Raw genomic sequence first — 21,989 nt, 5'->3', positions numbered from 1 at the left:
CTAAGTGTACGGGGTGCCGCACGGCACAATGGTCGGCATGGCGGCGCACGCGATGACGGTCGGCTTCGACCTCGACATGACCCTGATCGACTCCCGGCCCGGCATCCGGGCGACCTACGAGGCGCTCTCCGCGGAGACCGGTGTGCCCATCGACGCCGACCTGGCCGTCACCCGGCTGGGGCCGCCGCTCGAGGTGGAGCTGGCGCACTGGTTCCCGCCGGAGCGCATCGAGGTGGTCGGCGAGCGGTACCGGGAGCTCTACCCCTCGATCGCCATCGCCCCCAGCCCGGCCCTGCCCGGGGCCCGGGAGGCGATACGCGCGGTGCAGGAGGCCGGCGGGCGTGCCGTCGTCGTCACCGCCAAGCACGAGCCGAACGCCAAGCTCCACCTCGACCACCTCGGGATCGAGCCGGACGCGGTGATCGGCTGGCTCTGGGCGGAGGCCAAGGCGGAGGCGCTGCGGGAGCACCGCGCGACGGTGTACGTGGGCGACCACACCGGCGACGTGCGGGGCGCCAGGGCCGCCGGGGCGCTCTCCGTCGCGGTGCCGACCGGTCCGTGTCCCGCTGCGGAGCTGCGGGCGGCCGGGGCGGAGGTGGTGCTGGAGGCGGGGCTGCCCGCCTTCCCGGGCTGGCTCTCCCGCCACCTGGCGTCACCGGCGGCGGGCGGGTGAGCGCGGGCTGCGGCTGAGCGCTTCCGGGGGCCGCGCCCGGCCCGGCCGGGAGCCCGACGCGGGGGAGGTGGCTCGGGTGGCCGAGGCGTATCCGGTGGCTCAGGTGGAGGACGCGCGGGCGGCGCGGCGCTCGGCGGCGGCGGACCGCAGCAGGCCGGCGGCGGCCAGCGCGAAGCCGACGCCCATCAGCATGCAGACGAAGTACGCGGGAGCCGGGAACGGCTCCGTGCCCAGGAACAGCGGTGCCACCGTGATCAGCGTCGCCAGCGCGCCGACGGCGAAGACGACGCCGCCGATCCGGACGAGGAGATCCCCGGTGCGGGGAGTTTCAGTGTTCACCCGGCAAGGGTAGATCGGTGAGCAGGTCCACGGTGGAACCGCCCGGAGTCACCTTGTCACCGCACGGCTGACCATTAGCCTTGGTGGTGGCGGGTCTCTCGGCCCGCCCGACTGCTCTCCGGGGCCTGTTCGGCCCGTCCCGGCGGGCAGCAGCGTACGCAGCAGCACAGTCATTCCGGGGGCGGCCCGCCTGCCCGGACGAGGACGAGGACGAGGACGGACGTGCCTACCGGCAAGGTCAAATGGTTCAACAGCGAGAAGGGCTTCGGCTTTCTCTCCCGCGACGACGGCGGTGACGTCTTCGTCCACTCGTCCGTGCTCCCGGACGGAGTGGACGCGCTGAAGCCGGGGCAGCGCGTCGAGTTCGGCGTGGTCGCCGGGCAGCGCGGTGACCAGGCGCTCTCCGTCACCCTGCTGGACCCGGCCCCCTCCGTCGCGGCGGCGCAGCGGCGCAAGCCGGACGAGCTGGCCTCCATCGTGCAGGACCTGACGACCCTGCTCGACGGCGTCTCGCAGTCGCTGGAGCGCGGCCGCTACCCGGACCGGCAGCACGGCCGCAAGATCGCCGGGATGCTGCGCGCGGTCGCCGACCAGCTCGACGTCTAGGCGCCCCGGGGTCGGCCCGCCCGCCCCCACGACCCGCCGCCCGTGCGGCACGGCCCCTCAGGGACCGTGCCGCACGGGCGTCTTCGTGGTGGTCGCGAGGAGCCGGGGTGCCGCGCCGCTGCCTTCCCTGCTGCCCCGGCGGATCGCGCCGGTCCGGCGGCCGGCCGTCCGCCGGAAAACGCGGTGAGCGTTGTCAGTGCCGCGTGCCAGACTTGTCTTCATGGCCAGCACCGAGAATGTCCGCGAAGTCCGGCGCCTGTGCGGATGCCGTTCCGCCGGTGCCCAAGCCTCCGGGTGAGAGCCGCCGCGGCGTCGATTCCCAGGGGGGCGAGGGGACCCGCGCCCCGCTGACGGCCCACCGGGCGCCCGGCGCCCGGAGGAGAGCCGTCCGCCTCTGATCCGCCCAGCCGTCCCGCAGTTCCGCACTGCCCGATCCGTACATCCAGTCCGACCGATCCGGGTTCGTTCGCGCCTGAGTGCCGTCCGACGTCCTGAGGGACATTTCGGCATTCAGGGCGTTATGCAGGCTGCCCTGCCGTGCCCGGTCGCGCGTCTCGAGGGGGGACCGTCCGACATGACCCACACCGAGGACAACCGGCACCAGACGAAGTGATCCGCGGCGTGCCGGGCGCCCGCCCGGCCCGCCCGCCCGGCCCGCGCAGCCCGGAGGGGACCCAGGAGGGGTCGCCGCCGGGCTCCGGTGCGTGGGGACGGGGGCTGCCGCCCTGCCCGGGAGTGCGCCCCGGCCGGGGTCCGTCGTACGGCCGGGCAGCAGCCCGGCGGCGGGGCGCGCGCGTCAGGTGCGTCAGGTGCGTCTCAGGGGAAGCGCAGGGCGTCCGGACCGAGGGGCGGCACCAGGCCCTCCGCCGCCGCCCGGGTGAGCAGCCCCCGCACCGCGGCGTAGCCGTCCTCACCCAGCTCGGCGGTGAACTCGTTGACGTACAGCCCGATGTGCTGGTCCGCCACCCGCGGGTCCATCTCCTGGGCGTGCTCCAGCACATACGGGCGGGACGCCTCCGGGTCGTCCCACGCCATCCGTACGGAGGCGCGGGCGGCGTCCGCGAGGGACCGCAGCGTGTCCGCGCCCAGCGACCGGCGGGCGATGATCGCACCCAGCGGGATGGGCAGCCCGGTGGTGCGCTCCCAGTGCTCGCCCATGTCGGCCAGGCAGTGCAGCCCGTACTCCTGATAGGTGAAGCGCGCTTCGTGGATCACCAGCCCGGCGTCCACCTTGCCGTCCCGCACGGCCGGCATGATCTCGTGGAACGGCAGCACCACGATCTCGCCGACTCCGCCCGGGACCTGGTCGGCGGCCCACAGCCGGAACAGCAGATACGCCGTCGAGCGCTCGCTCGGCACCGCGACCGTCCGGCCGCGCAGGCTCGCCCCGCCCGTCCCGGCCCCCACCACATGCAGGCCGCCGGCCCGCGCCCCGGCCGGGCCCCCGCCCCCGGCTTCCGGCCCGTCCGGGCCGCGGGTGAGCACCAGCGGGCCGCAGCCCCGGCCCAGCGCGCCCCCGCAGGGCAGCAGCGCGTACTCCTCGAGGACCCAGGGCAGCACGGCGTACGACACCTTGAGCACGTCCAGTTCCCCGCGCTCGGCCATGCCGTTGGTGACGTCGATGTCCGCGAAGGTGACGTCCAGCGGCGGGGCGCCCGGGATTCGCCCGTGCGCCCAGGCGTCGAAGACGAAGGTGTCGTTGGGGCAGGGGGAGTAGGCGATGCGCACGGGACTCCCGGGGCGCTGCTCAGCCATCGTCGCTCCAAGCTCTCCGGTCGAGGAGGACCGGGATCGTCTTCTCGAAGGCCCCGGCGAGCGCCGCCAGCGCCTCCGGGATCCGCCAGGCCGCGCGGTCCCGCGGCCCCACGGGGTTGGAGACCGTACGGACCTCCAGCACCGGCACGCCGTGCGCGGCGGCGGCCTCCGCCACCCCGAAGCCCTCCATCGCCTCGGCGACCGCGCCCGGATACCGGGCGGCCAGCTCGGCGGCGCGCTCCGCGGTGCCGGTCACCGTGGAGGCGGTCAGCACCGGGCCGGTCGCGGCACCGGCGGCGTCGGCGACGGCGCGTACCAGTTCCTGCGGGGGCCGGTGCTCGGCGGTGCCGAAGCCCAGCTCGGCGACGGAGGCGAAGCCCGCGGCGGTGTCCGCGCCCAGGTCGGCGGCGACCACGGAGGACGCCACGGCGACGGCCACCTCCGGGCGGCGGGTGCCGGTGTCCGTGCGCGTGCCGGTGTCCGTTGGGCTGGTGCCGGTGCCGGTGTTGTCGCTCGTCGTGCGGGTGCCCGTGCCGTCGCCCGGCTCTGCGCCCGGTCCTGCGCCGGCCCCCGCCCGGGTGCCGCCGCGCAACGCGGTCTCGAAGCCGCCGGCGATGCCCGCGGAGATCACCAGGTCGTACGGTTCCTCGCCCACCTCGGCGGCGGTCAGCGCGGTGGCCGCACCCGCGGCCGCGGCTCCCGGTCCGGCACCGGCGGCGAGCACGTCCACCACCGCGATCGTGCCGGGCGTCCCGGGGCGCTCCTGGTGCCGGCCGCGCCCGACACCGGGAACCGTCACCGCACCGGGAGGCACGCCGTCGGCGGTGTCCTCGCCGGGCCCCGGCGGCCCGCCGGGGAGGTGGGCGCCGTCACCGGCACGGGCCTCCCCGGCCCCCGCCGTTCCGGCGGGCCGTGCGGCACCGCCCGGCCCAGGGGCGGCCACGCGGTGCGGTGAGGCGACCGGGCCCCCGGCGCCGGTGGTCGTCGTCGTGGTCGCGGAGCGCGGGCCGGCCGCGTCGCCCGCGGCGGCGGCCGTGGTGCCCGGGCGGGCCGGGGTGGGCGAGGGCTCCGGAGCCGCGCGGCTGACCCGGTGCAGCACCAGCCGGCCACCCGGCAGCGCGACGGTGTCCAGATCCCGGGGCCCGGTGGCGCCGAACGCCGGTCCGGCCAGGGCCTCCCGGGCCGCGCCCGCGACCGCGTCCCGCTCCTGCGGCACGGCCGTGACGATGAGAATCCGCATCCGCGTCACCCGCTTCCGCTTCGCCGGGCCGCCGCCGGCGCGGCGGCGGCCGTACCGATCCTCGGCCGCCTTCTCCGCCGCGTCACCGGCCGCGGCGCACACCCGGTGCGCCGGGCGTCCCGGCGGCCTGCGACCACCGTAAGCCCGTCCACGGCGGGGCGCCGCAGGCTAGCCGGCGCGCTCGATGCGGAGGTGCCAGACGCCGTAGACGTCGCCGTCCTTCGTCTCCACGACGCTGACCTGGGTCTTCTGCGGCTCGCCGCCGCCGGCCCCGCCCTGCTGCTGGAAGAACGCGTCCCCCGGGAAGGAGCGGTAGGTCTGGTCGACGGGCTCCGGAAGCACCGGCTGACCGTTGACGAAGAGCATCCAGCCGGTCTCGGCCATGGCCGGCTCGACCCCGAAACGGATCTTCTCCCCGGCCTCCACCGTGATGGACTCCTCGGCCTTCTTCTCGAGGCACTTCCCGAACTTCTTCTGGGCGAGCTTGTCGCCGTCCTCGTAGCAGGCGGCCTCGGTGGTCACCGTGGTGTCGCCGACGGTCACGGTCGTCAGCGGGGTCGGCTTCTCACAGGCGGAGAGGGCGAGCAGGCCGAGGGACACGGCACCGACGGCGGAAGCGGCGCGCAGGCCGCGCCGCCTGCCGGGGATCGCGTAGGTCATGCGGGCAGGCTACCGGGCGGTCCCCGTCAGGCCACGCGCGGGTGCGGCGTCCCCCGGCGGGACGACAGCAGCACGCCGCGTACCGCCGTGAGCGTGCCCACGGCGACGATCGCCGCCCCGACCGACATGCCCAGGGTGCCGACCAGCGGCAGCGAGATGCCGATGGCGCCGCCCACCACCCACGACATCTGCATCAGCGTCTCCGAGCGGGCGAAGGCGGACGTCCGCACCTCCTCCGGCACGTCCCGCTGGATCAGCGCGTCCAGCGACAGCTTGGCCAGCGCCTGCACGATCCCGGCCGTCGCGGTGACCGTGGCGACCGTGGGAGTGCCGTAGAAGGCGGCCGCCAGCACCGTCGCGCCCAGCGCGCAGGCCAGCACCGTGGCGATGATCACCTCCGGGCCGCGCGCCTTGAGCCACGCCCCGATCGCGGTGCCCAGCGCGTTGCCGGTGCCGGCCGCGACCGCGACCAGGCCCAGCGAGACGGCCGCCGACATGCCGGCCAGCGGCTCCTCCCGGAGCAGGAAGGCGAGGAAGAAGATCAGGAAGCCGGAGAGGGCGCGCACACACGAGTTGGCCACCAGGCCGTTGCGCACGGGGGCGCCCACCGTCCGCAGCCCGGGCCGCGGCGCCTTCTCACCGCGGCCCGGCAGGTGCGCCGGCCCGAGCCGCACCCGGGCCTCGCCCTTCGCCGAGTCGACCTTGTGGTCGAGCGAGAAGGAGAGGAAGACGCCGAGCACGAAGAGCGCCATCGCGCCGTACAGCGGCCAGGCCGGGCCCAGTTGGTGCAGCCCCGCGCCGACGGGTGCCGCCGCGCCGGTGGCCAGCAGCCCGGAGAGGGTGACGCGCGAGTTCGCCCGGACCAGAGAGATACGGGGCGGCAGCAGCCGCGGCACCACGGCGGAGCGGACCACGCCGTACGCCTTCGAGGAGACCAGCACGCCGAGCGCCGCCGGGTACAGCTCCAGGTCACCCGTGGCCACCGCGCCGGCCAGGGTGAGCGCCAGCAGCGCCCGGGCCAGCATCGCGGCGGCCATCGCCGCCCGGCGGCCGTGCGGTATGCGGTCCAGCAGCGGGCCGATCACCGGCGCCAGCAGCGCGAACGGCGCCATCGTCACCAGCAGGTAGAGCGCCACCCGGCCGCGCGCCTCGGCCGTCGGCACGGAGAAGAAGATGGTGGAGGCGAGGGCGACCGTGATGAGCATGTCGCCCGCGGCGTTCACCGCGTGCAGCTCGATCAGCTTGCCCAGTCCGGACTCGCCCGCGCCGTGCGCGTGCGTGGCCCGCCGGATGCGGCGGGCGAGTGCGGCGGGCGGGCGACGCACGGCACCACCCACGCGCTGGAGCCGTCCCGGGCGGACGCGCGCGGGCCGTTCGTCACCATCCAGGTACGCCTCGTCGGCAGCCACGCCGTTCAGTGTGCCCCAGATGCCGCGCGCTACCGCGCCACCGCGCCACGGATCGGGGAGAGGCGGCGGCGCGGCGCGCGGGCGGGGTGAGTGGGGTGGAGGGGGATGTGCGTGGGGCGTGGGGGGCGGGGGCGCGTGCGGGGACGGTGTGGGTCGGGAACGGGGGCGTGCTGCTCCCGGCGGGGGATGCGTGTGTCTTCCATGGTGCGGGTGGTGCGGCCTCCGGGTGCGCGTGGTGCGTCGCCGCGGCGGCAGGCGCATGCGACGCGCTGCCGCGCCGTCGTGCGCGGGGCGGGCGATCCGGGGGACGCGCCCCCGGCGTGGTGGGGTAGCGTGGGTGGACGGTGCGCTCCGCACGGCCCTCGAGTGCGGGCACGGACGTCCGCAGCGGCTCCCAGGTCCCGCTCCGTCCGCCACCCGCCCCACGCGGCCGTACGGGGGCACGGCCCGGTCTGCGACGAGGGCGCTACGGCGCAGGAGAGACGATTCTTGTGAGTGCTGCATGAGTGCCGCCACGCGAAACCAGCGAAGCCGCCGTTCCTCCCGTACGCCGGACCGGCTCTGCGCCGAGGCCGTCGAACTGGCGCGCGAGGGAGCTGAGGAGGCCGCTCGCCCCGGCACGGTCGGCGACTGGATCGAGGCGGTCGCCGAGGGCGACCGCGTCGTGACGCACTTCTTCGAGTCCCACGAGCCCGGCTACCGCGGCTGGCGCTGGGCCGCCACGGTGACCCGTGCCTCCCGCGCGAAGGTCGTCACCCTGGACGAGACGGTGCTGCTGCCCGGTCCCGACGCGCTGCTCGCCCCGGAGTGGGTGCCGTGGAGCGAACGGCTGCGCCCCGGCGACCTCGGTCCGGGGGACCTGCTCCCGACCGAGGCCGACGACCTCCGCCTGGAGCCGGGCTACACCGGCGAGGACACGCCACCCCCCAACTCGGTGGTCTCCGAGGAGGTCCACCTCATGGAGGAGGCGGGGGAGCTCGCCGAGGAGGAGGACGTCGAGATCTCCCCCGGCTTCGCCCGAGCCCAGGCCGGGCCGCCGGAGCGCGGCAGTATCGGCGCCGTCGCGGAGGAGCTGGGTATGGCGCGCGCCCGGGTCCTCTCCCGGTACGGCCTGCACGAGGCGGCCGACCGCTGGGAGGAGACGCACGGGCCCAAGACCCCCATGGCGCAGGCCGCGCCCGCTTCCTGTGCCACCTGCGGCTTCCTGATGCCGCTGTCCGGGTCCCTCCGGCAGGCGTTCGGGGTGTGCGCGAACGAGTACAGCCCCGCAGACGGGCGCGTGGTCTCCCTCAGCTTCGGCTGCGGCGGGCACTCGGAGGCCGCTGTCATGCCCAAGCCGCCGCAGCCGCCGCCCCCGGTGATCGACGAGACCCGCGCCGAGCCGATGCAGCTCCACGACAAGCAGTCCGCGGGGGAGTCCGCGGGCGCGGACGGTTCCGCCGGGGGTTCTGCGGAGGGCGGTGCCTCGCAGGCCGGGGGCGTGCAGGGGGAGCCCGCCGGCGCGGAGTGACGGCGACGCACCGTGCCTGTGGCCGTTCGGTGCCGGCACCGGCTGCCGTGCGGCGGTGCTGTTTCCGTGCGGCGGTGCCGTTGTCGTAGTCGCGGCCGTGCGGCGGTGCGTGCCAGGACTCGGTGCGGGTGCCGACCCGGGGTGCCGTGGGGCGCGCGCGGGCCGGCGGCTGCGGGCCGCCCTGGGCTGGGGCCACGTAGTGACCTTCACCCCTCCCGGGCGAGGGTCGCCCATGGCCCGCAGTCGTGCGGACCGTGGGCGCCGTGCCTGCGGGCGCGGGCCGAAGGGCCGGGCGTGCCGGGCCGCAGGTGCCCGGCACGCCCGGCGCCCCGCGCCCCGACCCCGGTCAGTGCCCGGCGAGCTGCCAGGCGGCGAGGACCGCTCCGGCGACCGCCGCCAGGGCGGTCAGGCTGGCCAGCGGCCAGCGGGTGCGTTCCAGGGCGTCGATGCGGGCCTCGTGGTCGTCGAGCTGCTTGTCGGTCTGGTCGTTCCGCTGCACCAGCAGCGCCAGCGCGCCGTCGACCCGGGTGAACCCGGCCTCGACGGTGCCGCGCAGCCGTTCCAGCTCCAGGGCGACGGCGGCCGGGACGTCCGCCTCCGGATCACCGCCGGTCACGCGTACCCACCTCCTCCGGCAGCTCGATGCGCAGCCGGCGCGGCAGGAACGCCTGCACCTGGGGCAGGGCCATCACGCGCGCCAGCCCGCCGGCCACGGCCAGTGCGCCGGCGACCCAGGGCAGGGTCTCCGGGACACCGGAGGCCTCGACCACTGCGGGCAGGACGACGGCCAGCGCGACGGCGGTCTGCAGAACCGTCCGGGCGGTGCGGATCGCGGCTTCGGACATGTCTCTTCCTTTCAGAACGGGTCCAACGGGGCGTTCGGGTCCTACGGGTCCTACGGGTTCTGGGGGCGTCCGGGCCGGCGGGTTGTCGGGGGCCGGCGGGCGTCCGGACCCGCGGACGTCCGGGCCGGCGGGGACGGGGAAGGCTTCGGCGCGACGGCGCCCGGCCTCCGCCCTGCGGCCCCGCCTCCCGGCCCCGCGCCCCGGGCGCTCGCCCCCGGCCCGGCCGTCACACCCCTTCACCCCTGGTACGGCACCTTCAGGGCCGTCCAGGAGGTGCGGCCCGGCCAGCCGTCCGCGTCCGCGCCGCGGAAGCCCAGCTTGTGCTGCCACTTCGCGTACGAGCGCCGGTCCGCGTCGGTCCACTGCGGCCCGGGGCCGACCGCGTACGCCGAGCAGCCCTCGGCCACCAGACGCTCGCCCATCGCCGTGACGATCGCCGAGCGCGGCGCCGGGTGGAACCAGTCGGCCCCCGGGAACGGCTGGTAACGGGGGCTGCTGTCGCCCCCGCCGTCCCCGTGGCAGCCGTCCGCCCCGTCGTCCCCACCGGAGGCGTCGTCCCCGTCGCGGCCTCCCGCGAGCCGGTCGGCTATCCGGCGCCGCATGCCCTCCATGGAGAAGCCGCGCGGGTCGATCTTGCCGACCTGCCACTCCTTGTGGCCGACGACGCTCTCCGCGTGCCAGCCGTAGGCGCGGCAGATCGCGGCGCTCGCCCGCTCGATCGCCTCGAGCTGGGCGTCCGGCCACGGGTCGTCGCCGTCGCCGAGGTTGACGCACTCGAAGCCGTAGAAGCGGGCGTTGCCGTCGGTGTTGTTCTCGTTCACGGACGGCAGCGAGGAGTCCTCGCGGATCACGGCGCGCAGTACCTCGTCGTCGCCGAGCCCGGCGTGGTTGGCGCGGCCGTTGCCGACGAGGTGCACCGTGCCGTCCTTGGCGATGACGCCGTGGCAGAGCGGCCCGGGCAGGCCGCTGTAGCCGTCGTAGCAGAGCCGGACGCTGGCGTCGGTGCCGCTGGTGACGGTGTGATGGATCATCACTCCGTTGACCGGCCCCCAGGCGCCCTTGTGGTTCCGGTTGTGCGTGCGCCAGGAGCGGTGCTCGACGACCCGTACGCCCTCCCGGCGCAGGGCGGCGACGAGCCGGTCGGCGGTCAGGGGTGTGGCCATGGGAGGTCCTCCGGAAGGAAGAAGGGCCCCGCCCGGAGCGCCGCACTGCTGCGGTGTGCTCCGGAGCGGGGCCGGGTGGACGGGGGCGGGACGCCGTGCGTCCCGCCGGTACGTACGGGCGGGGCCGCCCGGATGTTCGCGGGCGCCGGGACGGCATCGCCGGGATCAGGACAGCGCGGCCCAGATGGCGTTGGAGTCGTCCTCCACCGCGGAGGGGTTGAACGAGGAGGGCAGCGAGGTCTGCCCGGTGGTGGACAGCCGCCCGTGCCGGACGAAGGTGCCCGGCATCCGGGCGCTGCCGCCCGGCCACGCGCCGATGCTGGCGCCGCGGATGAAGCCCGGGCCGGAGTTCCTCGGGTCGGGACCGTTGATGAGCAGGGCGATCCAGTAGTAGCCCGGCTGGGCGGCGTACGGGGCGTCGAGCGGGCAGACGACGGTCTCGCCGCTCGTCGCCGGGATCAGCGTGTCCAGCGAGGCGGTGCGCCCGATCCGGGTGCCGCCGGAGGTGTAGAGCCCGGCGTACGAGCTGCTGCTGAGGGCGCCGTTGCCCGCGTAGCCGGCGACGTAGAACACGACGTTCCGCACGGTCGTCGGTGCGTGCAGCGGCACGCCGATGAGGTACAGCCAGCCGTTGATGCAGTACTGCGCGGAGGTGGCGTCCGTGGTGGCCGGGTCGAAGGACCAGCCGGAGAAGCCGAAGACGGACGGCGACCAGGTGCCTGCGGCGGAGACGGAGTCGACGTAGCCGCGCCGGGCGAGCTGGTCGGCCCCGGCCGGGTCGGCGGTGGTGGCCGGCGGGGTGGTGAAGGTCTTCGCCCCCTCCACCTGCTGGTCGCCGGCGAGCAGCACCGCCTCGCCCGCCGCCACCGCCGACACCTCGGCGGCGGTCAGCGTGACGTCGCCGGTGAGGCCGTTGACGGACTTCACCGGGGCGGCGTCGATGCCCAGGTAGCGGGCGTCGCCCGTGGCCTGGTCGAGGGCGCCGACGTCGGTCGCGGTGAGTACCACCGCGCCGGTCTGGCCGTTGACCGAGGAGACGCCCTCCCCGGTGCCGGCGGGGAGCTGGCTCACCGGGACGACGCCGTCCGGGCCGAGCCCGGCGACACCGTCCGGCGCGCCCACCGACGCCTGCGGCACTGCACCGAGGTCGCCGGGGGCCAGGACGATGTCGGGCTCAGAGACGCCGTTCACGGACCGGACCAGGCCGGGTTCGCCCGCCGGTCCCTGCGGGCCCGGCTCGCCCTGCGGCCCGGGCGGGCCGGGCACGGCCACGTAGTCGGGCGTGGCGGGGTCGGCGGGCGCCAGGTCGGCCAGGTCCACGGTGGTCTGGGCGGCGGGGAGCGCGACCTGGTACGTGCGCGGGTTCCGCACGCCGGACAGCCGCTCGCTGACGGTGTAGGTCCACTCGGCCGGGTTCCAGCCGTCGCCGTCGGTGGCGGGCAGCGCGAGGCTGATCCGGCCCTCGGCGTCGAGGCGGGCGACGGTCGGGCCGCCGACGAAGACGTCGGTGGCGGAGTGGGTGAGCATCGCGGGCGGCCGGAACTCGACGGAGCCGGACAGCGGACGCCCGTCGGGGCTCAGGTACCGCGCGGACACGGTCACGGTGGGGATGGATGCAGGAAGCACGAAGGGATCTCCTTGCGTCGAAGAGGGGTGTGGGGCGCGGGGCCGGGCCGGGCGGCGGGCGCCCGGCCCGGCGGGGCGCAGCCGCGGGGTCAGGACTGGACGCCGTAGAGGGCCAGGGGGCGGCAGCGGACGGTGTCGCCGGCCGTGGCCACCCGGGCCTGGACGGCGAAGGTGACCGCCGCGCCGAACTCCGCGCCCAGCGGGGCGGTGAACTCCAGCCCGTCCGGACCGCCGGCCGGCCCGACCTGCTCGTCGTCCACGAGCAGCCGCAGCTCCGCCCCCGGATCGCCCTCCGCCGCGACGCGGCAGTACAGCCGGGGGTGCTGGGCCAGCCCGGGACCCTCGTAGAGCGTCGTCCACGCCACCGCGCCGGTGGACTCCCACAGCGCGGTGTCCACCGGTGCCGGCAGCGGGTACGGCACGTACGGCCGGGCCAGCCCGTACCGCATGGCGTCGTCCGCGACGACCACGTTGCCCTGCCGGTCCCGGACCTCCACCGGCTGCGCGGGCAGCGTGTCCGGCGTGCTGGTCCGCACGCTGAGGGCGAGGGTGCCGTCGTCACGGCGGAGCATCAGCCCCTGCTGCGGGCTGCCGTCCGTCCAGTCCGGCGGCACCCGCCCCAGGTAGAGCAGGTCCTCCCCGAGCGCGGTGCGCACCCGCAGGCTGCCGCCGTCGCCGATGACGACGTCGCCGCCGCTGATGTGGTTCATGGGCGGCGCGGTGTTGGCGCTGCCCATCAGCTCCCGTACCTGCCGCTCCAGCGCGCGGAGCCGGTCCAGCAGGTCGGTGGGGATGATCGCCATGGCCGGTCACACCCCTTCCAGATAGAGCGTCGCCGTCTCCGGCTTGCCGCGCTGCGGCGGGTTCACGGCGAGACCGACGATGCGGTGGCGCAGGTCGGCCCCGTCCGGGTGCCAGAGGTCGTGGATGCGCAGCCGCAGCCGCGCCCCCAGCAGCCCCGGGGCGACGGTGCCGTCCAGGCGTACCGTCACCTGCGGGATGGTCTCCGGCCGCCGGTGCCGGGCGAGTTCGGCACGGGCGAGGGAGTGCAGGGTCTCTTCGTCGGAGACCGAGCTGTGGTCGGAGCTGCCCTCCAGCCGGGGCCAGCCGCCCGCGATGTCGGCGGAGTCGACGTGCCGCACGGTCAGCGGCACCGACTCCTGCGACTGGTCGCTGTTGGCCGACTCGCCGCGCGCCACCCACACGTTGGCCTGCACGGTGGCGTCGGACGGCAGGCTGTAGGTGAGCAGCGAGCCCGGGTGGTCGAGCACCAGGTCGGCGTGGCCGGCCCGGATCTCCGGGTGGCCGAGCCGCAGTTCCTTCATCCTGCGGCCCTGGCCGTCCCGGTAGCAGTGCACCCGCCACTCGAACCCGTCGTCGAGCTGCCCCAGCTTGTCCAGCAGTTCCCGGACCCGGGCCAGGGCCGCGTACCCGTACGCGAAGTCCCGGTGCACCCCGGACATCGCCGGGCTGACCCGCAGGCCGATGTCCCCGCCGGGCTGCGCCTGCACATGGGCGACGAGCAGCCGCACGATGTCGAACTGGTCGGTCGCGGTGCCCGACAGGTCGGAGGAGAGCACCCGGTGCTCCAGGTACGAGTCGAAGGTCGCGGCCTGGAACTGCACCTTCATCCGGCCCTGCTGGTCGGAGGAGGGGGTGCAGGTCCACAGCACCCCGCCCCACCACAGGTCGCCGTTCCGCTCCAGCCACACCGCGGTGCGGCCGGGGCGCAGCGCCGTACGGGCACGGCGGGCCAGGGCCTCGTTGGGGAGCGGGACGGTGGCGGAGAGCGAACCGGGCTTGCCGATGTAGTCGTCGAACTTGGCGTCCGTCAGCGGCAGGACGTCCACCACCCGGTCGGTGCGCAGGTCGCAGAAGAGCGCCCGGTAGGCGGCGGTGGCCGTGTCGTGGTGGTTCCGCATGGGCCGCCTCACTGCATCGGGTCGACGCGCACGTACCGGTTGTCGAACCAGGCGGAGACGCCCTGGACGGACGACCGGTAGGTCAGCGTCGCGGTGTACTCGGTGCCGGGCTCCAGGCCGGTCACCGGGAACTGGTCGGAGACAGCGATGTCCGGTGTGCCCTCCACGTGCGCGGCCCGTACGTCGTCCGCCTCCAGCACCAGCGCGCCGCTGCCGCTCTGCCGGATGCGGGCGGAGACCTGCGCCTGCTTGTCGGAGGCCCCCGCCCGGCCGCGGAAGCCGACGGTCACCACGACACGGCCGGAGGCCGGGGCGGTGAAGGTGGCGGTGACGACGGGGCCGTCGGTGCTCGTGACGCTCTCCGACCAGGCGCTGGTCTCGCAGTAGCCGCCGTCGTTGTGGTACGCGAAGGCGGCCGCGGGTGCCGCCTGCTGCCATACCGCGCCGTCCCAGCGCTGGAGCGTGCCGCCCTCGTCGCGGTACTGGCCGACGTACTGGCCGGTGGCCACCTCGCCCTCCGGGGCGACGCCGCCGAGCTGCCGGGCGTACGGCAGCCAGGCGGTGCCGTCCCAGCGCTCCAGGTGGGCGCCGTTGTCCCGGTACTGGCCGGGGTAGGCGCCGTCGAAGCCGTCGCCCCAGCTCTGCGGGATGACGCCGCCGACGGCGACGGTCGGGCGGCGGCGGTCGGCCACCGCGTTGGCCCAGTCGATGCCGCCGGTGCCGACCGAGGCGCCGGCCGGGACGGTGATCTCGGCCAGCGCGAGGGAGTGGGCGGGGGTCTCCGGCGCCTGCGGGTCGGCGGCCGGGGTGCCGGGCACCACCTCCAGCACGGCTTCGGTGCGGCCCGAGGAGTCGTGCTGCGCGTCGTAGATCCGCACCACGACGAGGTCGATGCGCGGGTTGTTGGCGTCGCCGTCGGCGAGGGTCACCGCGGAGTAGTCGGTGAGTACCACCGGGTACGCCCCGGCCTGCTCGTTGCGGCTCTGCACGACGGCGCGGCCGGGGGCGACGGAGGCCGTCATCCCGGCGGTGTCACCGAAGACGTAGAGGCCGCCCATGACGTACTGGCCGTCCGGGGAGCCGGGGATGACGCCGTCCCGCGAACCCAGCAGGCCCTGCGGGGACATGGTGCCGGTCGGGGCCAGCCGGGTGTCGGTGCGGGACTGGCCGGTGGTGGTGTCGGTGCGGTTGATCAGCCATGCGCTGCGGATGGGCATGCGAGTCCTCCTGGTGGACGGATCGGGTGAAGGGGTGGGTGCGGGCCGCGGGGCGGTGCCGCGGTCGCCGGGCGCGGCGGTACGGGGTTCCCGGGAGCCGTGCGGTCGGCCGGAGGCGTACAAGCGCCTCCGGTGCGGCGGGCGGCACGGGCGCGTCCGCTGCCCGGCGGTGACGCGCCGGAAGGCGACGGCGTGGCCGACGGCCGCGCGGCCGCCGCGGTCACCAGTGGGCGTTGCGCCAGCGGACGGTGACCGAGGCGTTCGGGTCCGGGGTGGTGTCGTCGGAGCGGAACACCAGGGGCGTGGTGCCGGGCTCGAGCGTGAAGAGCTGCTCGGGCGAGGAGTCCGGGGTCGCGGTGTAGAGCCGGGAGGTGGTGCCGTTGAGCAGCACCGTGCCGGCGTGGGTGTCCACGGTCAGTACGTCGCCGGCGCCGAGTGCGAGGTCGTACTGGAGCCGGCGGCCGTCGGTCAGCCGGGTCAGCCGCGGCCGCTGCACGGGGCCGCGCAGCTCGATCACCGGGTGTGCGGCGGCGGAGCCGTCGTTGACGACGGAGGCCGTGCCGGCCTGCCCGGCGGTGCCCCAGTCCAGCGGCCAGGCGAGCCCCTGGCCGGTGCCGCCCGCCTCGTTCCAGCGCAGTCCCTGTTCGGGCAGCGGCAGCGTGGCGCGGGCCTGCCGCTGCTGCGCCTCGAAGCGGCGCGGGTCGGTGGCGATCCACTGGAGGCTCGCCTTGGCCGCGCCCTGGGTGACGTACGCCCGGTCCTGCGGGATCACCCGGCGGTCCACCCGGGCCCGGCAGGCCAGGGTCTCGCCGTGCAGGCGGACGGCGAGCCAGGACTCGCCGTCGTGCAGGCCGGTCGCGGCGCGGAACTCCTGCATCACCGCGTGCGCGTGGCGCGGCGCGTCGGGCAGCAGCCAGACGGTGGCGCCGACGGTGCGGGGCTTGGCCCAGCGGGCGCCGGGCCAGGAACCGTGCTGGTCCGGGCGCGGCACGTCGCCGGAGTCCAGGGCCGGCAGGTCGTCCCAGCCGGTGATGCCCTTGGCGTCGACCGCGTACGGGGTGCCGGGCCCGAAGAGAATCCCGGCCCACTGGATCTGCCCGTCGCGGGTGATCAGTGAGCCGGGACGCCCCTGGTCGGTGTGGAGTTGTCTGGTGTCGATCATGGTGGTGCCGTCACCTTCCTGGTTCGGGTCCGGGGGCCGCGAGGGCCGGCGGCGGGTACGGCGGGAGCGGCGGGGGCGCGGTGGAGGCGCCGGCGCGGGCGAGGAAGAGCAGGTCCTCGGCCACGCCGTGGGCGCCCCGCCCGGCGGGTTCGGCGTAGTGCTCCAGGCGGCCGCCGGGCGCGCGGGTGGCGGTGGCGCGGCGGGCGGTGGTGTCCATCAGCTGCTGGAGCGCGGAGAGCGGCAGCACCGCCTCGGCCTCGCCGGCCTCCGCGACGACCACGGGCACGCCGCCGCGCCGGGCCCGTACGACGCCGCCCTCGGCGAGCTGCGGGATCTTCGGCAGGTCGACGCCGAACTTCTTGCCGAGGATCGAGAAGCTGAGGCTGTTGAGGCCGTCGATCACCCAGTTGGCGAAGCCGATGAGGCCGTTGAGCGGTGCCTTCATCACGTGCAGCACGAGCTGCATGCCGGTGGTGAGCAGGCCGCCGATGCCGTTCAGGGTGCCCCGGAGCGCGCCCACGACGCGGTCGAACATCCGCCGGGGCTTGTCGGTGATCCACCCCAGCACCCCGTCGACCACCCGCCGCAGGCCGCCGAAGACGGCGCGGGCGGTGCGGCGCATGCCGTTGCCGACGGCGCGGACGAGCCGGCGGATGGCGCCCATCGGGTCCCGCACGAACTGCACCAGCCAGACGACCACCGTGCGGATCACCGTGAGATAGCCCTGCACATAGGCGAGGGCGATCTTCGCCACCACCGTGACCACCGGCAGGATCGCCTTGGAGACGGCCTGCACGGTCTTCATCACGGTCGTGGTGACCTTCTGCATGATCTGCTGGCCGGTCTTGGAGTTGACCGCGAGGTCGATCAGGTAGGCGATGAGCGGGGTGAGCAGGCCGAGCACCAGACCCCACGGGTTGGCCTTCATCACGGTGTTGACCAGCTTCATCACCCCGGCACCGAGCTTGGTGACCCGGCCGAAGACGGTGCTGAGCTTGGTCATCACGGTGGCGCCCCGGCCGTTCACGGTCATCAGCAGGGAAGCCGTGGACGCCTGGCGCTTGAGCTGCTTCAGCTCCCGGTTGGCGCCCCGCAGCTTCGCCCGTCCCCGGTCGACCTGCGGGCGGGCGGCGGCGCTGCGGCGGCCGAGCCCGAGCAGGGCCGGGCCGGCCGTACGGGCCGCCGGGGCGACGCGGCGCAGCTCACGCTGGGCCTGCGCGGTGCCGTTGCGCAGCGCCCCGGCCGCCCGGGACGCGGCGGCCACGCCCCGCCGGTCGGCGGCGAGCCCGCGCCGGGCCTGCCCGAGCGCCCCGCCGAACGTACGGAAGGCCGGGCCCGCCTGGGCGAGCATGGCGATGCTCATCCGGCGTCACCCCCGGGCCTTGGCGAGGAACAGCAGCGCCTCGGCGGTCTCCTGGGGGTCGCTGACCTCGGTGGCGTAGTAGTGCTCGATGTGGAAGCCGCCGCCGGCCGCGTAGCCGGCACCGGCTCCCCCGTACGCGCCCGCGCCGGCGGGCTGCCGCGCGGCGGCGGCCGTACGGCCCAGCAGCGACTCCAGCTTGGACAGCGGCAGCACGGCCTCGGCCTCTCCGGCCTCGGCGAGGATCGCCGGCACGCCGCCGGAACGCGGGGTGACGACGCCGCCCTCGGCGAGGCGGGGGATGGTCGGCAGGCTGACGCCGAAGGTCTTGCCGCCGACCATCGGGACCCAGCCGGGGATGGAGACCTTGATGCCGTTGATGCGGCGGATGGCGCCGTTGATCAGGCCGATCACGGCGTTGACCGGGCCGCGTACGGCGTTCTTGACGCCGTTGAAGGCGCGCCGGGCGATGCCGGAGAGCCGGCCCCAGATCTGCCGCATCTTGTCGCTGACCCGCCGGAAGGCGCCGGGGACGGTGTTCCGTATCCAGTTCACGACGGGGCTGATGACCCGGCGGATGCCGTTCATCACGGCGCCGATGACGCTGCGGACCACCTTGAAGGCGGTGGTGATGATCTTCTTCCAGATGGCGAAGTAGGTCTTCACCACCTTGACGATGACCTTCACGACCACCGTCACGGCCTTCCGGATGCCGTTGAAGACCTGCTTGAAGACCCGGCCCAGGGTCTTGAGGATCGGGCCGATGATCTTCATGGCCTTCTTGATGACCTTGCCGACCACCGCGAAGACCTTCTTCATGACCTTCTGCAGGGCCTTCGACCGGGCCATCATCGACACGATCTTCTCGATGATGGGGGTGAGCAGGGACAGCAGCAGGCCGAAGATGTTGCCGCGCATCTCCTTGTTGAGCGCCTTGAAGCCGCCGGTGGCCTTCTTCAGGCCGCGCTGGTAGCGACTCATCTGCGGGCCGCCCTTCACGGCCTGCTTCCCCACCTTGGACACGGAACGGGCGGCCTGGTCGGCCGCCCGCTTCATCGTCTTCAGTTCCTTGTTCGTCTGTTTGACGCCGGTCTTGATCTTCCCGACGTTCTTGTCGGCGGCACCGGCCTGCCGCCCCAGTCCGGCGGCGGCCCTCCCGGCCACCCCCGACGCGGCCTTGAACTGCCGCAACGAGCCGGAGGCCCGGTTGAGTGAGCTTGCAAGGGACATGGTCAAACCTATCTACTGGTGTTCGGGGCTCCTCAGCTGGGGAGACCTTCCGGGAAGCGACGAGCACATCCGACGAGTTCCGTCGTTGAAATGAGAACCAGCGGTATCGTTCTATGCGAATTCTCGGTCCAGCCGTACCGTTTCCTCCCGGACGTTGCGCAGCGCTTGGGCCACGGTGTTCAACCGGGTGGCCCCCGCCCTGGCGCCGTCTGCAACTCGCCGGCCGCCGCGCCGGGACCTGCCCGCTTCAGCCCTGGCTTCGTTGCTCTTCTCCGGTATCACCGGCGCACGATGTGGTCGGCCGTTCAGCCGAGCGCTGACATGAGTCCGCGTGTGGCCTCTTCCAGTCTTTCCAGCTCCGCTGCCTGGCGATCCAGGCCCGCTGCCCGACGCAAGTTCTCGGAAGACGGGCCGAGGAGGCCCTGCATGCGCCGAGAGCGGGCCGCAGCTGCCTGCCGCTCGACCCCAGCCCGCTGACGGCCGGCTTTGTCGAGGCGATCCTTCAGCAGCTCCTTCAGGGAGGCGCTGTGTGACTTCAGCGTCTTTTCGGTGCTCCGACGCCACTTCTGGCTTTCTTCCGTCACCCCGGCCACCTCGCTGCCCTGGCCGGGGCGACCCTGCTCCCACTCCTGCTGCAGCCACCTGGTCCAAGGCCATGTGACCTCGACACCCAGGAGGCTTATGCCACGCTCATCAACTGAGAGGACCTCCGGGGAAAGGGCGACAAGGCTGGGGTCCCATTTCAGGGCTTGGTTGCTTGCGTATATCGCCTGGTCCGACGCGTTGATGTCGTCACCGTGAGTTCTGTCCGCCCAGCTCTCGAAGGTGTCCCGGCTCTCCGCCGCCTTCGCGTCCAGGCTGCTCTTGAGCTCTGATATGATCTCGGGTTCCCGGAGGATCTGTACGATGTTGTCTCGGGTTACGTTCTGAGTCATGTTCGACCCCTCTTGATTTCGGTGCCGTGTCCGGCCATCCGGGCGCCGGTAAGCATGAAGTGTTGCGTCTGACGCTGCCTATGGCGATGGACAACCTGTCACACGCGTCGTATCATCGTCCGATGGCTCATGTACTCCTTAAGTTCTTTCTGGTGATGGTGGTCATCGCCCTGATGCATCAATTCGGCCGTCTCACCTTCGGCGAAGTCAGGCGGCTCAGAAGATTGCAGAGTGAAGGGAAAAGAGCGACTGCTGTATGCGTTTCGCACCGCGTCACGCGCAATGGAGTTCTTCCCGTTTTACTATTCCGGGACCAGGCTGGGAACGAGAGGCGGACGGTCGGGAAGGCGTCCCAACAGATGCAGCCGGCTGCTGGGCAGAGCATTGAGGTCGTGTACGGGGTGACCACGTCCGGCCTCCTGTCGAGGCCGGACAGAGCGGAAATCTATCCCGTCACGGCCGAGAAAATTCGCGGTCATCTGATCGCTGGCTATGCGGTCCTCGTCGTGGGTGTCTTCCTGCTGGTGACTTTCGCGCGCATCTAGTGTCCTGAGCCGGATTTTGCTTGGCTGCTTCCAGGAGGGGCGGATGCCGGGCCGAAGTCGTTGTCGTTGGAGTTGTCCGTTCATGGAGGGTGCTTCGGGGCTGGTCGCGGCAGCGGACGGCGTGTCAGGCGCTGGTACTGCGGTCGAAGTCCGGTGCGGGGTGCGGCTGTCGGGACGATGCGGCGCACGTCCTCGGAGGCGACCAGCCCGCACAGCGTGCGCGGAGCCTCGTCGGCGGCTCCGTCCAGCGGAAACGCCGGAACGACCAGCCGAGACCCCCGGCCGCAACCAGCCCGGCCGGTCAGGCCGGCCCGCAGGGGGATGTCCAGCGGGCGGGGGTGTAGGCGTTTCCGGGGCCCGGGCCCGGCCCGGGGCCGGTCACTGCGGCGGTGGGGCGGTGGTGAGGGAGGCGACGGCGTCCTGCCAGCCGCTGGCGTAGGCGCGGGCGTCGCGGGCGTGCAGCTCGCTGTCCACCGCGTGCAGGAGGGCCTCCCGCGCGGGCGTGTCGAGGCGCCGCAGTATCCCGGTGAGCAGCCGGTGCAGGCTCGCCTCCGTATCGTCGTGTGTGCCGTCGTTGCGCTCTGTGGTCACCCGGTTCACCGTTCCTCGCACTCGTCACGGCTCTGGACTGCACTGATGGCGTGCGTGGGGGGACGGGCACCCGGAACCCGTGTGGCGGATCGTGTACCCAGCGTCAGGATACGACTCCGCCGGTGGAAAATCGAATATTCATTCGGGGGAGTTGTTGAACGTTGCCCCTGCGGCCCCGCCGGCCCCACCGCACCGGGTGCGGCGGGGGCCGGCGTACGGCAGGCCGGCCGACTCACCCGAAGAAGCGGGCCAGTTCGGCCGCCGAGGGGCCGCGGACGGGGGCCCGCGGCGGCTCCGCGTCGTCGCCCCCGGTCTCGGGCTGCTGCCCGGCGGCGGGTGCGCCGGGCCCTGCGGATGCCCGTACGGGGCCGCCTGACGCACCGTCCGCAGCCGCGCCCGCGGACCCGTCTCCGGGCCCCTCGGGGCCGTCCGGGCCCTCGTCGTCGCCGTCTGCGGCCCCGTCCCCGGCCCCCGGCCGGGGCACCGGCTCGGGGTACTCCGGCGGCTCGTCGTCCTCGTCCCGGTTGAGCGTGGCGGTCATCCAGTTCGCGGCCGCCAGGTGGTCCACCGCGGCGGCCAGCAGGTAGTCGCCCACGCTCCACTCCGCCGCCTCGCCGTGCAGCGCCCGGTTCACCTCGCTGTCGTGGGGGAGGTGCCGGACGAGCACGCCGAGCCGCCGGGTGGTCAACCGCCCGCGGTGCCAGTCGAGCAGGTCGACGCCGTAGTAGCGGAGCAGGTCGGCCTCGAGTGCCTCGGCGTGTTCGTCGACGAACGCGTCGAGGCTCAGCCTTCCCCCAGGCCGAGCCCCGTCTCCTTGCCGTACGCCTCCAGGATGGCGGCGACGTCCTGCATGGAGACGTCGTGCCGGTTGAAGCGCGCGAACTGCTGCTCCCCGAGGAGCAGTCGCAGCAGCCCGTCGATGTCGTTGTCGTCCAGCTCGCGCAGCTCGCGGGCGGTGCGGCGGCTGAGCTCGTTGGGCATTTCGAAGGTGTCGTCGTCCAGGGTGAAGGACCAGGTGCGACCGAGCGCCTCCTGGCGCTGGGCGCGGGCGGCGTTGACGTCGAACGCGGACATGTGTGGCTCCTTGGGCTGGTGTCCGGGAGGGCAGAGGTGGTGTGCCGCCCCCGGGAGGGAGGCGGTGGTACGGGCCGGGGTGGCCGTACGGCCGGAGGGATCAGGCGAAGGACGGGTCCGCCATGAT

22 protein-coding genes and 1 pseudogene are annotated in these 21,989 nt (G+C 74.3%); 4 read left to right on the top strand and 19 right to left on the bottom strand.

What is annotated here, in order from left to right; translation table 11 throughout:
• Window positions 1–28: 28 nt before the first annotated feature.
• Entirely contained in the window at window positions 29–673 is a 645-nt protein-coding gene (locus HOY81_RS08265) for an HAD family hydrolase (protein WP_237319651.1), read from the top strand.
• Window positions 674–772: 99 nt separating this feature from the next.
• On the opposite strand, the gene HOY81_RS08260 is transcribed toward HOY81_RS08265, so the two are convergent.
• Entirely contained in the window at window positions 773–1,012 is a 240-nt protein-coding gene (locus tag HOY81_RS08260; RefSeq protein WP_237319580.1) for a hypothetical protein, read from the bottom strand.
• Between the two features lie 222 nt (window positions 1,013–1,234).
• Here HOY81_RS08260 and HOY81_RS27315 point away from each other — a divergent pair, with 222 nt between their 5' ends.
• Window positions 1,235–1,618, top strand: a complete 384-nt coding sequence (locus tag HOY81_RS27315) for a cold-shock protein (protein WP_308340967.1) — start codon at window positions 1,235–1,237, stop codon at window positions 1,616–1,618.
• An 816-nt stretch (window positions 1,619–2,434) separates the two neighbouring features.
• Here the strand turns inward: HOY81_RS27315 and HOY81_RS08250 are convergent.
• The 4 genes from HOY81_RS08250 to HOY81_RS08235 form a co-directional block, all read right to left on the bottom strand.
• A complete protein-coding gene (locus HOY81_RS08250) occupies window positions 2,435–3,373 on the bottom strand; it encodes a 1,4-dihydroxy-6-naphthoate synthase (RefSeq protein WP_237319579.1) in 939 nt (312 codons plus the stop codon).
• Window positions 3,366–4,097 carry a futalosine hydrolase gene (mqnB, locus tag HOY81_RS08245; protein WP_237319650.1) on the bottom strand — a complete coding sequence of 244 codons (732 nt, stop codon included), beginning with the start codon at window positions 4,095–4,097 and terminating at the stop codon, window positions 3,366–3,368. Before mqnB ends, HOY81_RS08250 begins: the two co-directional genes overlap by 8 nt.
• A gap of 684 nt (window positions 4,098–4,781) precedes the next feature.
• Window positions 4,782–5,273: a DUF2771 domain-containing protein gene (locus tag HOY81_RS08240; RefSeq protein ID WP_237319578.1), complete on the bottom strand. Its 492-nt coding sequence runs from the start codon at window positions 5,271–5,273 to the stop codon at window positions 4,782–4,784.
• A gap of 26 nt (window positions 5,274–5,299) precedes the next feature.
• A complete protein-coding gene (locus HOY81_RS08235) occupies window positions 5,300–6,610 on the bottom strand; it encodes an MFS transporter (protein ID WP_237319649.1) in 1,311 nt (436 codons plus the stop codon).
• Between the two features lie 574 nt (window positions 6,611–7,184).
• Between HOY81_RS08235 and HOY81_RS08230 the strand changes: the two genes are divergently transcribed.
• The gene (locus HOY81_RS08230) at window positions 7,185–8,192 is read left to right on the top strand and encodes a DUF3027 domain-containing protein (RefSeq protein ID WP_237319577.1); all 1,008 of its coding nucleotides are present in this window, start codon (window positions 7,185–7,187) and stop codon (window positions 8,190–8,192) included.
• Window positions 8,193–8,538: 346 nt separating this feature from the next.
• Here the strand turns inward: HOY81_RS08230 and HOY81_RS08225 are convergent, their stop codons facing one another.
• From HOY81_RS08225 to HOY81_RS08175, 11 genes are all read right to left on the bottom strand, one after another.
• Window positions 8,539–8,808, bottom strand: a complete 270-nt coding sequence (locus tag HOY81_RS08225; RefSeq protein WP_237319576.1) for a hypothetical protein — start codon at window positions 8,806–8,808, stop codon at window positions 8,539–8,541.
• Window positions 8,795–9,037: a hypothetical protein gene (locus tag HOY81_RS08220; protein ID WP_237319575.1), complete on the bottom strand. Its 243-nt coding sequence runs from the start codon at window positions 9,035–9,037 to the stop codon at window positions 8,795–8,797. Before HOY81_RS08220 ends, HOY81_RS08225 begins: the two co-directional genes overlap by 14 nt.
• 236 nt (window positions 9,038–9,273) lie before the next feature.
• Complete coding sequence (locus tag HOY81_RS08215; RefSeq protein WP_237319574.1) at window positions 9,274–10,200, bottom strand: peptidoglycan-binding protein; 927 nt, start codon at window positions 10,198–10,200, stop codon at window positions 9,274–9,276.
• Between the two features lie 165 nt (window positions 10,201–10,365).
• Window positions 10,366–11,826, bottom strand: coding sequence for a phage tail protein (locus HOY81_RS08210; protein ID WP_237319573.1), 1,461 nt, complete (start codon window positions 11,824–11,826; stop codon window positions 10,366–10,368).
• A gap of 89 nt (window positions 11,827–11,915) precedes the next feature.
• Window positions 11,916–12,629, bottom strand: coding sequence for a hypothetical protein (locus tag HOY81_RS08205; RefSeq protein ID WP_237319572.1), 714 nt, complete (start codon window positions 12,627–12,629; stop codon window positions 11,916–11,918).
• Between the two features lie 6 nt (window positions 12,630–12,635).
• On the bottom strand, window positions 12,636–13,748 hold the full coding sequence (locus tag HOY81_RS08200) for a hypothetical protein (protein ID WP_237319571.1): 1,113 nt from the start codon (window positions 13,746–13,748) through the stop codon (window positions 12,636–12,638).
• Between the two features lie 8 nt (window positions 13,749–13,756).
• Window positions 13,757–14,965: a hypothetical protein gene (locus tag HOY81_RS08195; RefSeq protein WP_237319570.1), complete on the bottom strand. Its 1,209-nt coding sequence runs from the start codon at window positions 14,963–14,965 to the stop codon at window positions 13,757–13,759.
• Between the two features lie 220 nt (window positions 14,966–15,185).
• On the bottom strand, window positions 15,186–16,127 hold the full coding sequence (locus HOY81_RS08190; protein WP_237319569.1) for a phage tail domain-containing protein: 942 nt from the start codon (window positions 16,125–16,127) through the stop codon (window positions 15,186–15,188).
• A gap of 10 nt (window positions 16,128–16,137) precedes the next feature.
• Entirely contained in the window at window positions 16,138–17,490 is a 1,353-nt protein-coding gene (locus HOY81_RS08185) for a hypothetical protein (protein ID WP_237319568.1), read from the bottom strand.
• Window positions 17,491–17,496: 6 nt separating this feature from the next.
• On the bottom strand, window positions 17,497–18,717 hold the full coding sequence (locus HOY81_RS08180; RefSeq protein WP_237319567.1) for a phage tail protein: 1,221 nt from the start codon (window positions 18,715–18,717) through the stop codon (window positions 17,497–17,499).
• A gap of 305 nt (window positions 18,718–19,022) precedes the next feature.
• The gene (locus tag HOY81_RS08175) at window positions 19,023–19,652 is read right to left on the bottom strand and encodes a hypothetical protein (protein WP_237319566.1); all 630 of its coding nucleotides are present in this window, start codon (window positions 19,650–19,652) and stop codon (window positions 19,023–19,025) included.
• Window positions 19,653–19,774: 122 nt separating this feature from the next.
• Between HOY81_RS08175 and HOY81_RS08170 the strand changes: the two genes are divergently transcribed.
• Window positions 19,775–20,197 (top strand): hypothetical protein, encoded by a 423-nt coding sequence (locus HOY81_RS08170; RefSeq protein WP_237319565.1) that lies wholly within the window; start codon window positions 19,775–19,777, stop codon window positions 20,195–20,197.
• 378 nt (window positions 20,198–20,575) lie between these two features.
• Here HOY81_RS08170 and HOY81_RS08165 read toward each other — a convergent pair whose 3' ends face one another.
• The 3 genes and pseudogenes from HOY81_RS08165 to HOY81_RS08155 form a co-directional block, all read right to left on the bottom strand.
• Window positions 20,576–20,788 (bottom strand): hypothetical protein, encoded by a 213-nt coding sequence (locus tag HOY81_RS08165; RefSeq protein WP_237319564.1) that lies wholly within the window; start codon window positions 20,786–20,788, stop codon window positions 20,576–20,578.
• Window positions 20,789–21,254: 466 nt separating this feature from the next.
• A pseudogene (locus HOY81_RS08160) lies at window positions 21,255–21,524 on the bottom strand (hypothetical protein); the annotation flags it as partial.
• A gap of 47 nt (window positions 21,525–21,571) precedes the next feature.
• Window positions 21,572–21,862 (bottom strand): hypothetical protein, encoded by a 291-nt coding sequence (locus HOY81_RS08155; RefSeq protein ID WP_237319563.1) that lies wholly within the window; start codon window positions 21,860–21,862, stop codon window positions 21,572–21,574.
• Window positions 21,863–21,989: the final 127 nt, after the last annotated feature.

Source organism: Streptomyces sp. JJ36, from assembly GCF_021696945.1.
Classification (GTDB): domain Bacteria; phylum Actinomycetota; class Actinomycetes; order Streptomycetales; family Streptomycetaceae; genus Streptomyces.
This window is presented reverse-complemented; position numbering and strand designations above follow the sequence as displayed.

What these genes read in the sequence shown, in the direction of transcription:
- HOY81_RS08265 (WP_237319651.1), top strand. Translation starts at nt 29, where the DNA reads ATGGTCGGCATGGCGGCGCACGCGATGACGGTCGGCTTCGACCTCGAC.
- HOY81_RS08250 (WP_237319579.1), bottom strand. Translation starts at nt 3,373, where the DNA reads ATGGCTGAGCAGCGCCCCGGGAGTCCCGTGCGCATCGCCTACTCCCCC.
- HOY81_RS08240 (WP_237319578.1), bottom strand. Translation starts at nt 5,273, where the DNA reads ATGACCTACGCGATCCCCGGCAGGCGGCGCGGCCTGCGCGCCGCTTCC.
- HOY81_RS08230 (WP_237319577.1), top strand. Translation starts at nt 7,185, where the DNA reads ATGAGTGCCGCCACGCGAAACCAGCGAAGCCGCCGTTCCTCCCGTACG.
- HOY81_RS08220 (WP_237319575.1), bottom strand. Translation starts at nt 9,037, where the DNA reads ATGTCCGAAGCCGCGATCCGCACCGCCCGGACGGTTCTGCAGACCGCC.
- HOY81_RS08215 (WP_237319574.1), bottom strand. Translation starts at nt 10,200, where the DNA reads ATGGCCACACCCCTGACCGCCGACCGGCTCGTCGCCGCCCTGCGCCGG.
- HOY81_RS08205 (WP_237319572.1), bottom strand. Translation starts at nt 12,629, where the DNA reads ATGGCGATCATCCCCACCGACCTGCTGGACCGGCTCCGCGCGCTGGAG.
- HOY81_RS08200 (WP_237319571.1), bottom strand. Translation starts at nt 13,748, where the DNA reads ATGCGGAACCACCACGACACGGCCACCGCCGCCTACCGGGCGCTCTTC.
- HOY81_RS08195 (WP_237319570.1), bottom strand. Translation starts at nt 14,965, where the DNA reads ATGCCCATCCGCAGCGCATGGCTGATCAACCGCACCGACACCACCACC.
- HOY81_RS08190 (WP_237319569.1), bottom strand. Translation starts at nt 16,127, where the DNA reads ATGATCGACACCAGACAACTCCACACCGACCAGGGGCGTCCCGGCTCA.
- HOY81_RS08185 (WP_237319568.1), bottom strand. Translation starts at nt 17,490, where the DNA reads ATGAGCATCGCCATGCTCGCCCAGGCGGGCCCGGCCTTCCGTACGTTC.
- HOY81_RS08180 (WP_237319567.1), bottom strand. Translation starts at nt 18,717, where the DNA reads ATGTCCCTTGCAAGCTCACTCAACCGGGCCTCCGGCTCGTTGCGGCAG.
- HOY81_RS08175 (WP_237319566.1), bottom strand. Translation starts at nt 19,652, where the DNA reads ATGACTCAGAACGTAACCCGAGACAACATCGTACAGATCCTCCGGGAA.
- HOY81_RS08170 (WP_237319565.1), top strand. Translation starts at nt 19,775, where the DNA reads ATGGCTCATGTACTCCTTAAGTTCTTTCTGGTGATGGTGGTCATCGCC.
- HOY81_RS08155 (WP_237319563.1), bottom strand. Translation starts at nt 21,862, where the DNA reads ATGTCCGCGTTCGACGTCAACGCCGCCCGCGCCCAGCGCCAGGAGGCG.